Annotated in this window: 10 protein-coding genes; 6 read left to right on the top strand and 4 right to left on the bottom strand. The window is 53.6% G+C overall.

The window, feature by feature from the left end:
• The first annotated feature begins 130 nt into the window (after nucleotides 1-130).
• Together JQC75_RS05995 and JQC75_RS05990 are read left to right on the top strand one after the other, a co-directional pair.
• On the top strand, nucleotides 131-625 hold the full coding sequence (locus tag JQC75_RS05995; RefSeq protein WP_041409708.1) for a peptidylprolyl isomerase: 495 nt from the start codon (nucleotides 131-133) through the stop codon (nucleotides 623-625).
• 10 nt (nucleotides 626-635) lie between these two features.
• On the top strand, nucleotides 636-1,352 hold the full coding sequence (locus JQC75_RS05990; RefSeq protein ID WP_203326535.1) for a UDP-2,3-diacylglucosamine diphosphatase: 717 nt from the start codon (nucleotides 636-638) through the stop codon (nucleotides 1,350-1,352).
• 6 nt (nucleotides 1,353-1,358) lie between these two features.
• Here JQC75_RS05990 and miaE read toward each other — a convergent pair whose 3' ends face one another.
• Nucleotides 1,359-2,126, bottom strand: a complete 768-nt coding sequence (gene miaE, locus JQC75_RS05985) for a tRNA isopentenyl-2-thiomethyl-A-37 hydroxylase MiaE (RefSeq protein ID WP_203327139.1) — start codon at nucleotides 2,124-2,126, stop codon at nucleotides 1,359-1,361.
• Between the two features lie 183 nt (nucleotides 2,127-2,309).
• Between miaE and JQC75_RS05980 the strand changes: the two genes are divergently transcribed.
• Complete coding sequence (locus tag JQC75_RS05980; RefSeq protein WP_203326534.1) at nucleotides 2,310-2,906, top strand: Yip1 family protein; 597 nt, start codon at nucleotides 2,310-2,312, stop codon at nucleotides 2,904-2,906.
• 85 nt (nucleotides 2,907-2,991) lie between these two features.
• Here JQC75_RS05980 and glnS read toward each other — a convergent pair whose 3' ends face one another.
• The 3 genes from glnS to JQC75_RS05965 form a co-directional block, all read right to left on the bottom strand.
• On the bottom strand, nucleotides 2,992-4,659 hold the full coding sequence (gene glnS, locus JQC75_RS05975) for a glutamine--tRNA ligase (protein WP_203326533.1): 1,668 nt from the start codon (nucleotides 4,657-4,659) through the stop codon (nucleotides 2,992-2,994).
• Between the two features lie 153 nt (nucleotides 4,660-4,812).
• Nucleotides 4,813-7,107, bottom strand: a complete 2,295-nt coding sequence (gene feoB / locus JQC75_RS05970; protein ID WP_203326532.1) for a Fe(2+) transporter permease subunit FeoB — start codon at nucleotides 7,105-7,107, stop codon at nucleotides 4,813-4,815.
• Complete coding sequence (locus tag JQC75_RS05965; RefSeq protein WP_203326531.1) at nucleotides 7,100-7,354, bottom strand: FeoA family protein; 255 nt, start codon at nucleotides 7,352-7,354, stop codon at nucleotides 7,100-7,102. The genes feoB and JQC75_RS05965 overlap by 8 nt, the downstream gene beginning before the upstream one ends.
• Before the next feature lie 395 nt (nucleotides 7,355-7,749).
• On the opposite strand from JQC75_RS05965, the gene JQC75_RS05960 reads away from it, so the two are divergent.
• Genes JQC75_RS05960 through JQC75_RS05950 form a run of 3 tightly spaced genes read left to right on the top strand, consistent with a single transcriptional unit; the run spans nucleotide 7,750 to nucleotide 12,759 of the window.
• Nucleotides 7,750-8,706, top strand: a complete 957-nt coding sequence (locus JQC75_RS05960) for a DmsE family decaheme c-type cytochrome (RefSeq protein ID WP_203326530.1) — start codon at nucleotides 7,750-7,752, stop codon at nucleotides 8,704-8,706.
• Nucleotides 8,707-8,716: 10 nt separating this feature from the next.
• Nucleotides 8,717-10,813, top strand: a complete 2,097-nt coding sequence (locus tag JQC75_RS05955) for an MtrB/PioB family decaheme-associated outer membrane protein (RefSeq protein ID WP_203326529.1) — start codon at nucleotides 8,717-8,719, stop codon at nucleotides 10,811-10,813.
• Nucleotides 10,814-10,839: 26 nt separating this feature from the next.
• A complete protein-coding gene (locus JQC75_RS05950; protein ID WP_239002093.1) occupies nucleotides 10,840-12,759 on the top strand; it encodes an OmcA/MtrC family decaheme c-type cytochrome in 1,920 nt (639 codons plus the stop codon).
• The last annotated feature ends 45 nt before the right edge of the window (nucleotides 12,760-12,804 follow it).

Below are 12,804 nucleotides of genomic sequence, written 5' to 3'. Positions count from 1 at the left end.
TTCCGCTAAGCATTGGGTGTAAAATCAGGCTTGTGAGTCTATCATGCTCAAAAGCCCTTGAATACTGCACTTTCAGGGCCGTTCCAGATAAGTTAGAATCCGCCGACACTTTCAAATGAGTACCGCAACGATGATCACATTGCACACCAACTTTGGCGATATCAAAATCGCCCTGAACCACGAAAAAGCACCGGTCACTGCCGAAAACTTCCAGCGCTATGCCAGCGAGGGATTCTTCGATGGCACTATTTTCCACCGTGTTATCGATGGCTTTATGATCCAGGGCGGCGGTTTTACCGAAGATATGGTGCAAAAGCGCACCCATGAGCCTGTGAAAAACGAAGCCAACAACGGTCTGTCCAACAAGGTGGGCACCATTGCCATGGCCCGCACCTCTGACCCACACTCTGCCACTGCCCAGTTTTTCATTAACGTGAACGACAACACCTTCCTGGACTTCAAATCTGAGTCCATGCAGGGCTGGGGTTACTGCGTGTTCGGTGAAGTGGTTGAAGGCATGGACGTAGTGAATGCCATCAAGGGCGTAAACACCGGCAACCGTGGTATGCACCAGGACGTGCCGCTGGAAGCCGTTGTTATCCAAAAGGTCAGCATCGAAGGCTAATTCAGGTCAGATGCGCACCCTTTTTATCGGCGATCTGCATTTGAGTGCAGATCGCCCCGATATTACCGCCGCGTTTCGCCGGTTCCTCTCCCAGTCATTCGATGATGTGGATGCACTGTACATTCTCGGGGATCTGTTTGAAGTATGGGTGGGCGATGATATTGCCGAACCCTTTGCGTTGGACATAGCAGCCGATATCGCCGCGCTCAGTCGCAAAATCCCGATTTACTTTATTCACGGAAATCGTGACTTTTTGATTGGCAAGCAGTTTGCTGCCATCAGTAAAATGCAGCTTCTCGATGAAGTTCACCGTATTGAGCTTTACGGCATTCCCACCCTGCTGCTGCACGGCGACAGTCTCTGTACCCTCGACAAGGGCTACCAGCGCTTTCGCTGGTTCAGAAACCAGCCCTGGGTGAAGTGGATATACAGCAAGCTATCCCAAAGCAAGCGATTGAGCATCGCCGCTAATCTCAGAGCCAAAAGCAAGGCAGGCAATCAGCTGAAGAGTCAGTACATCATGGATGCCGAACCCCACGCCGTTGCCAACCTTTTGCAAAAGCACGGCTGCAGGCAGATGATCCATGGCCATACCCACAGACCTGCCATACACCATGAAAGTGCCGGTACCCGTATTGTGGTGGGAGACTGGTACAGCCAAAGCAGTGTTTTGGAAATGACTTTAGCAGGGCCAAACCTTCAGGCGAAGCCACTTATCGCGGATTAAAGGCTATCAGCTTTGCGGCACACCGCTGTGAAAGCGAAACTCTTCATCGGCGCCTTCAATCAGCGCTGCCTCCACCTTGGCAAAGTAAGCGATTCGCTGGTCGATGTTCTCCCCTGCAATCATCTCGGCGAGGGTCAAATAGTCCTGATAATGCCGGGCTTCTGAACGTAAAAGCGACACGTAAAAGCGCTCCAGTTCTTCATCCATAAAAGGCGCCAGCTTGGCAAAACGCTCACAGGAGCGGGCCTCGATAAAGGCACCTACGATAAGCTTATCAACCAGGGTTGCGGGCTCACTGGTACGCACGTGGCTCATCATCCCCTTGGCATAACGTCCGGCGTTGATGTTGGTATAGGGAATATCTCTGGCATGCATGATTTCAAGCACCTGCTCGAAATGATGAAACTCTTCTTTAATCAGCCGCACCATTCTGGCAATCAGTTCGTCGCCAAACGCAAAGCCTGACTTGGGTTTAAGCTCTGTCGCCAGTTCGTTCTTTTTCCCTGTTCGGGCCAGAAAGGCCGCCATATCCCTGTCTTTGTGATAGACAAACTCTTCATAAGGTTTGGCCCAGGCAAGCAGCGCGGGGCTGCAGTCAGGATCCACCGCATATTTACGGATCAAGAACAGGGCCATTTGTGCAGCTTTGAGCTCACAGTTGCAATGGTCAACCAAAATGGACTGTAACACACTGGGGTCTTTGGCTTTTTCAATCCAGGTATCCGGGGTTTCGCAGGCAAGAAATGCCCTGACTGGCGCCAACAACTGCTCTATCACACAATTTCCCTCATTTATTAAAGCCCGCCATTCTACTGAGTTAGCTCGCGCGTTAACAGTAGCAAGTCTGACCCACCTTGACGGATGTCAATTTTTGTTCAATAAATAATCTCAGAGCTGTAACAGGCTCGTCTGCAGTTTGGCGAGCTCGGGGATCACTGCTGAACAAGGATAATTATAATGGTACTGAATCACTTATTGGGGTTATACACTCATCCAAAAGAAGAGTGGCAGACAATTGAAAAGAATCACGAAGCACTGAAAAGCAGCATGAGTCATCTATTGCTCATTGCACTTATTCCACCTATTTGCAGTTACTTTGCCATGGCCCATATCGGCTGGAATCCGGGCGCAGGAGAGCCCTTATTCCTGACCAGTCAAAGTGCCATCTACATGTCTGTGGGTATGTATTTCGGTTTGATAGCCGGTGTGTTTGGTCTTGCCTACCTGGCACATTGGATGGCCATTACCTTCGATGCAAAGCCTGACTTTACCCAGGCACTTGAGCTTGCCACCTACACAGCCACGCCACTCTTTATGGTGGGCCTGTCGGCGCTGTATCCTGTGCTCTGGTTTATGATGGTGATTGGCCTCATTGGGCTCGCCTACTCGGTTTACCTGCTCTACACCGGGGTGCCCATCATCATGAATATTCCAGAAGAAAAAGGCTTTATTTATGCGAGCTCTGTGGTAACAGCAGGTCTTGTGTTACTCGTTGCTCTGATGGCAGGCAGCGTGATTTTATGGAGTCTGGGTTTTGGCCCAATGCTTCAATAATTTAAGGTTTGAGTAATTCAAAGCAGCAGAGAGTTTTTCTTCAATAAAAAGGCGCCAATGGCGCCTTTTTCAGTTATCTACCCAATCAGAAAGATTCGCGCAGAGCGACGGTCAGGTTGAAAACCAGTTTACCCGGTGCGGAGTCTTTACTGTCAGCACAGAAGTAACCTTCACGCTCAAACTGATACGCCTGTGAGGCCTTGGCATTGGCCAGTGGCGCTTCGGCAAAGCCATGAACCACTTCCAGAGAACCCGGATTCAGCACTTCATCCACGGTATCGGCCGCGGCCGGATTGGCGTCATTGAACAGTCGGTCATACAGGCGGAACTCAGCAGGCAGTGCGGTTGTGGCTTCCACCCAGTGAATAACACCTTTTACCTTACGACCGTCACTTGGGTTTTGGCCCAGGGTCTCGGGATCGTAAGTGCAGTACACAGTGGTGACATTGCCTTCGGCGTCTTTTTCGCAGCGCTCAGCCTTGATTACATAGGCATTACGCAGACGCACTTCCTTACCCAGCACCAAGCGCTTGTACTGCTTGTTGGCTTCTTCCCGGAAGTCGGCGGCGTCGATATAAATCTCACGGCCGAAAGCCAACTCACGCTCACCCATCTCTTCAAGGTTGGGGTGCACAGGTGCCTTCACATACTCAAGTTCAGGGGCGGTGAAGTTCTCGATGATCACCTTGATGGGGCGAATAACCGCCATGGCACGTGGGGCGTTTTCGTTGAGATCTTCACGAATACAGGCCTCCAGCATGCCCACTTCCACCAGGTTGTCCTGCTTGGTCACACCAATGCGCTGACAAAACTCGCGGATAGAGGCCGGGGTGTAACCACGGCGACGCAGACCGGCAATGGTTGGCATACGTGGGTCATCCCAACCGGACACCAGACCACGTACCACCAAATCGTTCAGCTTGCGCTTGGACATCAGGGTGTATTCAAGATTCAGACGTGAAAACTCGTACTGACGGGTACGGTTTGGCGCCTGGAAGTCATTGAGATTATCCAACACCCAGTCGTACAGACGACGGTTGTCCTGGAACTCCAGCGTACACAGGGAGTGAGTGATGTTTTCCAGCGCGTCTGAGATACAGTGGGTAAAGTCGTACATCGGATAGATGCACCACTTGTCACCGGTCTGATGGTGATGGGCAAATTTCACGCGGTAAATCACAGGGTCGCGCATGCACATGAAGGGCGATGCCATATCGATTTTGGCACGCAGCACACACTCACCTTCTTTAAAGCCACCATCGCGCATCTTTTCGAACAGCGCCAGGTTTTCTTCGGGTGAGGTGTCACGATATGGGCTGTTACGGCCCGGTTCTTTCAGCGTGCCACGGTATTCGCGGGTTTCTTCGGCGTTGAGGAAACACACATAGGCCAAGCCCTTGTTGATGAGCTCAACCGCATAGCCGTAAAGCTCATCGAAATAGTTGGATGAGTAGCGAACCTCGCCATCCCACTGGAATCCGAGCCACTTAACGTCTTCCTGAATCGAATTCACATAATCGATGTCTTCTTTTTCAGGGTTGGTATCATCAAAACGCAGGTTGCACTGGCCCTTGTAATCTTCCGCTATACCGAAGTTCAGGCAGATAGACTTGGCGTGGCCGATGTGCAGATAGCCGTTTGGCTCCGGCGGAAAACGTGTGTGCACACTGGTGTGCTTACCGCTGGCCAAATCTTCATCTATGATGTTGCGAATGAAGTTACTGGGACGTACTTCGTTGTCCACGTGACTCATGGAGTTCCTCTTTTGCAAACAGTGGCAAATTTTTCAAAACCTGCATAATCCTACAGAAAACTGCCGCTGACAATGCCCGCACTTAAAAAACTGCCCGGTTCAGGGCCTTGCCATAAAAAAAGCAGCCCGCAGGCTGCTTTTTGTCGGAAGCTATCACTCGGTGATGATGCGTATCCCGGGAATAATCTGCTGCGTCTTGCGGCCTTTCTGCTTCAGGTAAATAAAGAAGGCTATCAGGGCACCTGCAATCACAGTGGTCCAGAGCACGGTTTGCAGCGGATGCGCAGCCACATTGCCCCACTGATAAACCAAAGTGGCGGTGCCATAGGCCAGTCCAAAGGTCCAGGTGGCGGCAAAGACCGCCCAGCCCTTGCCAAACTCGTTTACCAGAGCACCCATCGCTGCGACACAAGGCGTATACAGGAGCACAAACACCAGGTAAGAGAAGGCAGCCAGTTGACCACTGAAACCTGACTGCAGCGCACTAAAGGTTGAGCGGTCAACACCCTGTTCTTCTGCGGCAGTATCCACACTGGATACATCACCCACTGACATGGACATAGGATCTTCAGGAGCAATGCCGAGCAGGTTCGCAGGAATGGTAGCCAGCGCTTCGTTGAATGACTCTGACAGTGGCGTCAGGCCTTCGTCGTCGGCGCCAGGCGTGCTATAGAGGCTGTTCAGGGTGCCCACTACGGCTTCTTTAGCGAAAATACCTGTGATGATACCCACGGTGGCAGGCCAGTTACTTTCTTCAATCCCCATGGGTGAGAAAATGGGTGTTACCTTCTGGCTCACCACGCTGAGCACTGACTCGCTGCTGTCTTCATGGCCAAAGGTCCCATCCACACCAACGGCATTGATAAAGTTCAACAAGGTCACCACCAGCACGATGGTTTTACCGGCGCCGAGAATAAAGCTCTTGGTGCGTTTGCCGGTGCGGGACACCACCGCCTTGAACTTGGGCATCTCGTAGTTTGGCAATTCCATCACCACGGCGCTGCTCACGCCCGGCAGCAGGGTGCTTCGCAGCAAGAGCCCGGTGCCGATGGCGGCGATAATACCTATGATATAAAGCAGGAACACCAGATTCTGACCTGAGTTCGGGAAGAATGCAGCGGCAAACAGGGCATACACCGGCAGACGGGCACCGCAGGACATGAAGGGCGCCATCATGCCGGTCACAATGCGCTCGCGCTCACTGCCAAGGGTGCGGGTAGCCATAATTGCCGGCACCGAGCAGCCAAAACCTACAATCATGGGCACAAACGCCTTGCCGGGCAGACCGATGCGGCGCATCAGGCCATCAACCACAAAGGCGGCACGGGACATATAGCCCGAGCTTTCCAGCACCGACAAGGCCAAAAACAGCGCCATGATCACCGGAATAAAGGTGGCAACGGTTTGAATGCCCTGACCTATACCGCCTGCCAGCAGGGTAACCAGCCACTCGGGCGCCCCCCAATTGCCAAGCAGGGCGCCGAAATGGTCTACAAACAAGGCACCGGCGGTAATGTCGAAGAAATCGATAAAAGCACTGCCCACGTTAATGGCGAACATGAACATCAGATACATCACCAGCAGGAACACCGGCACACCCAACACCGGATGCAGGACCAGTCCATCGAGACGGTCACTTAGTGTTGGCGCATCATCATTGGCAACGGCGGCCCGGTAAACCCGCTCTACAAAGTTAAAGCGGGTGGTGGCCACCATCAGCTCAATATCCAGTCCCTTGGCCTTAAGGCCATCGGCGCAGCGACTTACTTCCGATTCGAATTCGCTGTTTTTACACTGACCGCAGCCCAATCCATTACCCAGCATGGCAAGGGCACGGCCACGGCTAAGGCCATGGTCTTTTACCAAAAGCTCGGTGACGGCATGTTCAATAGCGCCCTCGTAATCGAGCATCAAAGGGGCTTCAGAAACCTTACCTTCCAGAAGGGCAACGACCTGTTCCTGCACCTTGATAACGTCGTTGGCGTCGCGTGCGCACACCGCAATCACGGGGCATCCCAACTCCTGAGACATTTTTTGGATATCGACATGGACGCCACGTTTGAGGGCGATGTCGATTTTATTGACCACCACCACCATGGGAATGCCGAGTTCACGCAGCTGCACAGTGAGATACAGATGGCGCTCAATGTTGGTGGCATCCACCAGGTTGATAATGCCATCCATGTGCTGCTCGGCCAGGTACTGCTGGGCAATCTGCTCATCAAGGGAGCAATCGCAGCTCTTGCCCGCTGGCAAGATATCGTAAATGCCGGGTAAGTCAGTGAGGTATACATCAGCGCCGCTCAGGCTGAAGTGGCCGGTCTTTTTCTCTACCGTGACCCCTGACCAGTTACCTACCTGCTGGTTGGCACCGGTTAGGGCATTAAAGAGGGTGGATTTGCCGGCATTGGGATTGCCAACGGTGACACAGTGAAATTGCTTAGCCATGAACGACTCCTGCCTCAATCGGATTGACCTCAATGATCTGAGCCAATTCCAGACGCATACAAAGCTTGCTGCCGCGAATATCGAGTTCTATGCCACTTCCCAGCGGCGCCTTACGGATAAACGTCAAACGAGTGTTGGGAGTAATGCCCATCGACAGCAGTTTGCGTTTTACTGTTTGAGGCAGGTCCAATTGCCCTACTTCGGCGATAACTGCTTTATCGCCTGGGCGAAGGTCACTCAATTTCATTAACAAGGTCCACCCTGCTTAATCTCAATCATCAACTGACTGACATTTTAACCAAGCCCGTCAGCCGATAATCGTACCTGGATCAACTTTCTGACTGGTAACGATAATAATTTTCAATTAGTCGCCAATTATGCGGCAAAAGATACGCAGAATAAATGGCTGTTTTGAACTAATTCGGTGTCCCGCCTAGACGATCTGCCAAACCCCGATGTGACCCCTGTCACAGTTCCACCATATTCCTTGAAAAATCAAACTAATTAGTAATACCTGGATACTGTGGTGTTAATGACTTGTCGCAAATTTGAACTACACTTTTGCATTAGTGTTTCGCCCAATTACTCAATTAGCGAATCGCAAATAACTATAAACCCGAACGCGCCTCAGGAAGTGTGAGAATGAAGATGGAAATCCCCCTGCAATGCAGGATGCTGACCCTGTGTCTGCTGTGCCTGCTGTTTTCGTTTCAGGCAGCTGCCACCCCCTGGAAAGACATGCCGCCCTCAGAGGTTGAGGCAACGCTCGACAAAAAATTTGCTGAGGGCAAGTACTCCCCAAAAGGCGCTGACACCTGCCTGATGTGCCACAAGAAGAGCGCAACCGTGATGGCGCTGTTCGATAATGTCCACGGGAGCACCCACTCCAGCGCGTCTCCCATGGCCGATCTCCAGTGCGAGGCCTGCCACGGCCCTATGGGCAATCACAACAAGGGTGGCAAAGAGCCGATGATCACCTTCGGTAAAGATGCCCCCGTTGCCGCCGAAAAACAAAACAGCGTGTGCCTGTCCTGCCACCAGGACGACAAGCGTATGGCCTGGGAAGGCAGCCATCACAACAGTGCTGATATCCCCTGTGCGAGCTGCCACCTGATCCATGCCGCCAAAGACCCGGTTCAGCAAAGAACCACCGAAGTTGAGGTGTGTACTACGTGCCACCTCGAGCAGAAAGCCGATATCCACAAGCGCTCCAGCCACCCCGTCGAAAATGGTCAGATGGTCTGCAGCGACTGCCACAATCCCCATGGCAGCCTGGGTGAGTCCAGCCTCAAGCAAATGAGCATCAATGAAAACTGTTATGCCTGCCACGCCGAAAAGCGCGGCCCCAAACTCTGGGAGCACGCCCCGGTAACAGACAACTGTGCCAGTTGTCACCAGGTTCACGGCAGTGTTAACGAAGCCATGCTCACCACCAAGGCACCGCAGCTTTGCCAGCAATGCCATGCCAGTGTTGGCCATACTTCCAATGCCCAGTTCGGTACAGCGCCCAGTGCCTTTACCGCCGGGCAGAGCTGCATGAACTGCCATAGCCAGATCCATGGCTCCAATCACCCATCCGGCAAGCTGCTGCAGCGCTAAGGAGACTCAAATGAAATCCCATTTCTCCCCAACGCTGAGTCTGATTGCTTCCGCCATACTTCTGGGCCTATCCGGGCACGCCATGGCAGGTTACGGCTTGAAAGACGCCAACCGCAGCACAGTGAAAAAAGAAGCCTGGGTTTGCAAAGGTTGTGAAAGTAAGTCTGAATCGGCCTCAGCCATTACCGCCGGGGTCGCTTGGCAGGATGGCGAAGACCGTCATTTCGCCAACACCACAGGCACAGACGCCGATGGCGCAACCGGCTTTGTCAGCGCCGATATTCAACACCGCGGCGACAAGGATTACCGACTGGACTTTCAGGCCGACAAACTGGGATTTGATGCATCCAGCGCAAGGCTCGCCATCGCAAAGCCCGGCCACTATAAGCTTTATCTCGACTATCGGGCGCTTGCCCGGTACGACACCAATCAAGGGGTAACGCCTTACAGCGCCCAGGGCGATCAACTGGTATTACCGGATAACTGGCAAACCGCCGGCACCACTGCTGGTATGACGGGGCTGCAAGATGCGACAGCGGTGAAACTGGAGAAAAAGCGCCAGCGCTTTGAACTTGGCGGCGCCGTTACCGGTGACAGTTTTACCAGTGAACTCAACTTTCGCCATGAAACCCGGGAAGGCGCACAGCGAAGCAGCGTTAACCTGCTGACCAATGCTGCCATGGTTGCCAAACCCATCGACGACAGCACAGACACGCTTGATGCCAAAGTATATTGGCGTGGCGACAGGTTTTTGGGTGGCCTCAACGGGCAGTTCAGCAAATACAGCAACGACCATCAACGTCTTGCATTCGACAATGCCTTTTATCCCACCTTCGGCGCAGCCTATAACGGGCAAATGGCGGTTGACCCGGATAATCAGGCCTTTAGCCTGGGAACCGACCTGCAGTTTTTTGAAGGGGCGCAGCAGGCCATTATGCGGGCGCGCTTCAGCCGCCTGACCCAGGATGAGCCGCTGCTGAATGCCACAGTAACCGGACCATCGCCGGCATTGCCTGTCATGAGCCCGGATACTCAGGTGGACCTCATGGAGCTCGGGCTTGCCTACAGCAACAGGCTTAGCCGGGAGTTCTCGGTGCGTGCCTCATACGATTTTCGCGACCGCGACAATAAAACCCCGGAGTATCTGTACCCGCTTGTCACAACCGACAGCATCTATCGCGGGGAGTACTACAACAAGGGATACGACAGAACCCGCCAACTACTGAAACTGGGGGCCAAATACCGCTTCAGCCGCCAATGGGATTTGGACACCCTTTACCGCTACGACCATAACAGCTACAGCGAATTGAGCCGGGACTCGGTATTCGAGAACCACGTTGAAGCCACGCTCCGTGGGCAAATTATGGCGGGCTGGCGCGTTAGCCTTAAAGGTGAAGTCAGCGCCCGTCGGGGCGACAGCTATCAAGCCAGCAGCAACACACAGGCGCAGAATCAGAGCGCCATGCGCCAGTACTTCCTGGCCGACAGAGATAAGCGCGAAATCCGCTTGATGACAGACCATTATTTCGCAGACTTATCTTTGCAGTTCAACGTCCACTCGGGCAACGAAGATTACAGCGAGAGCGAGCTAGGTCTTGGCGAAGTGCAATACACAGGCTTTGGTGTGAATGCAGGCTATCCGCTAACAGACTCTCTCCTCCTCAATGGATTTTTGGGTATGGACTGGCGTGATACCACCCAGTTTGGCAGCAACTCTGGCGTGAGTCGCTGGATGGGTGAAAGCCGTGATGAGCACAGATCCGCCAGCCTTGGACTGAAGTGGCAAAACCTGATGGACAACAAACTCAGCCTCGGGCTCGACTATGGCTACAGCGACGGCAGCAGTGACAGTGAAGTCAGCCTGGGTCTGTCAAACATTTACGGCCCCTACAGCGCAACCCGTCACAACATCAGTGCTTATGCCAACTACCAGGTCAGCGATGCCATGTCGCTTCGTCTCGATTGGCTTTATGAAGACTACAGCGATATGGATTGGGGCAATGAAGGCCTCACACCGGCCAGCATACCCAACCTGATCTTACTTGGCTCACTGGGCCACGATTATCAGGCGCACTATCTCGGATTCAGTTTCAGTTATCAGTGGTAACAGGCACGCAAGGAAGGAACGCAACCATGAGTATCAGCAAAAGAATAAGCATCAAACGCCTTTGCCGCCTGCCACTGGCGGGAGCAACACTGCTGGCACTGACCGCCTGTGGCGGCAGTGATGGCGAACCCGGGAAGCCCGGCGATCCCGGCGGCGAACCGGCCATGACGATTGAAAGCCTGCACGTGGAGTTTATGGATGTCGGCTTCACCGATGGTATCGCCTCGGTTAAATATCGGGTAACCAATCAGGACGATGAGGTGGTGGTGGGCATTCCATCCGCCACCTTTATTGCAGCCCAATTGGTACCTGAAGGCTATACCGGCGCAGGCAATGCCAGCACCTGGCAATACTTCGGCTCTGAAAACTGTGCCGCCACCTGCCCCGGCACCTATACCGACCTGAAAACCGGTATCTACACCTACAGCTTTGCCGCCCCCTTCGATGGCATGAATGGCCAAACTCTGATAGAGGGCGCCACTCAACGTCTGGTGATTAAGCTTGGGGGCGACAGCCTTCCCGATGGTACACCGCTGCCCATCACCAATGCCCACAAGGACTGGCAAAGCGCTGGCGAGCCCGCTTACACCCGTGACATTGTCAGTATCGACACCTGTAACAGCTGTCACAGTAATCTGGCTTTCCATGGCAGCAGATACAATCAGGTAGAAACCTGTGTCACCTGTCATAACGCTACCCGGGTGTCCAATCCGGCCAATGTGTTCGCGCCCATGGTGCACAGCAAACACCTGGCAGGCTTCCCCCAGCCCCTGGCCGATTGTGAGACCTGCCATAAGCCCGATGCGGCGCTCGCCGACAATCAGAATTGGCACAAAATCCCCACCATGGAAGCCTGTGGCAGCTGCCATACCAACATTAACTTCCCCGCAGGTGAAGGCCACCCCGCCCAGCCCACCAATGCCAATTGTGTGGCCTGCCATAATGCGGACTGGACTGCCGAGGTGCATTCCGATAAAGCAGCCGACGATGCACTGGCCGCCTTTGAGGTACAGCTGACATCTGCCAGCATGGCAGCTGGCACTGTCACCGTGGGTGTGAAACTCGTCAATCCGCAAAGTGGTGAAGTCTATGGCGCCGCCGACAGTCTCGATTTCGTGTCGGATTTGCGTCTCTACGCCAACTGGGGCGGCAGCATGGATTACACCACCCGCAGCGCCCGCTCAATACGACTGCAAAGCACTGCGGCTGTGTCCTCTGAAAACGGGGTGAACAGCTATCAAATCACCGGATTGACTGTGCCAGCCGGCACTGAAGCGGACACAGGCACGCTTGCAGTGCAGGGACGCGTTTGCGCTGCCGATGGCAAACTGGTGGCCTGTGGTGATGGCGTTGATGTGCTCGTTATCAAGTCATCACACCGTTTCTTTGATGCTTCAGCACTGACAACAGCAGGAAGACGCACAGTGGTGACCAACGAAACCTGTGGTAATTGCCATAGCGATCAGAAGCTTAACTTCCATGGCGCCCGCAACGATTTGGAAGGCCAATGCCAACTGTGCCACAACCACAATATGCAGGCAGATGCCACAGCGGCTAATCCTGCCCATGCGACAGCGGACTTCAAGCAGCTCATTCATGCGCTGCACAGAGGCAAGTTTGCCGGCTTTGAAACCCTCAATTACCCCGGCAACATAGGTAATTGTGCCCAGTGTCACACCAACAACGCCGACGGTGTACTGAGCGTTGCCCTGCCATTATCCAGTGCGGTGCAACCCATGGCACTCAGCGATGGCAGCTTTACCAGCGCCACTGCCGCCATATGCAGTAACTGCCACGAGTCAGACAGTGCCAGAAACCACATGACCCAGCAGGGTGGCGTCTTTGCCGGTACCAAGGCCGATGCCACCGCCGGTACCGAAAGCTGTAATACCTGTCACAGCCAAGGTGGTGTAGTCGATGTACTTAAAGTGCACCCTATCAAGTAATCCGAAAAGGGCCGGACACCCGGCCCAGACCTTTAACAGGATCAG

This window comes from Shewanella litorisediminis, assembly GCF_016834455.1.
Lineage (GTDB): Bacteria > Pseudomonadota > Gammaproteobacteria > Enterobacterales > Shewanellaceae > Shewanella > Shewanella litorisediminis.
This window is presented reverse-complemented; position numbering and strand designations above follow the sequence as displayed.

Excerpts from the sequence above, each read along its gene's own strand:
- JQC75_RS05995 (WP_041409708.1), top strand. The coding sequence starts at position 131 with ATGATCACATTGCACACCAACTTTGGCGATATCAAAATCGCCCTGAAC.
- JQC75_RS05990 (WP_203326535.1), top strand. The coding sequence starts at position 636 with ATGCGCACCCTTTTTATCGGCGATCTGCATTTGAGTGCAGATCGCCCC.
- JQC75_RS05980 (WP_203326534.1), top strand. The coding sequence starts at position 2,310 with ATGGTACTGAATCACTTATTGGGGTTATACACTCATCCAAAAGAAGAG.
- glnS (WP_203326533.1), bottom strand. The coding sequence starts at position 4,659 with ATGAGTCACGTGGACAACGAAGTACGTCCCAGTAACTTCATTCGCAAC.
- feoB (WP_203326532.1), bottom strand. The coding sequence starts at position 7,107 with ATGGCTAAGCAATTTCACTGTGTCACCGTTGGCAATCCCAATGCCGGC.
- JQC75_RS05965 (WP_203326531.1), bottom strand. The coding sequence starts at position 7,354 with ATGAAATTGAGTGACCTTCGCCCAGGCGATAAAGCAGTTATCGCCGAA.
- JQC75_RS05960 (WP_203326530.1), top strand. The coding sequence starts at position 7,750 with ATGAAGATGGAAATCCCCCTGCAATGCAGGATGCTGACCCTGTGTCTG.
- JQC75_RS05955 (WP_203326529.1), top strand. The coding sequence starts at position 8,717 with ATGAAATCCCATTTCTCCCCAACGCTGAGTCTGATTGCTTCCGCCATA.
- JQC75_RS05950 (WP_239002093.1), top strand. The coding sequence starts at position 10,840 with ATGAGTATCAGCAAAAGAATAAGCATCAAACGCCTTTGCCGCCTGCCA.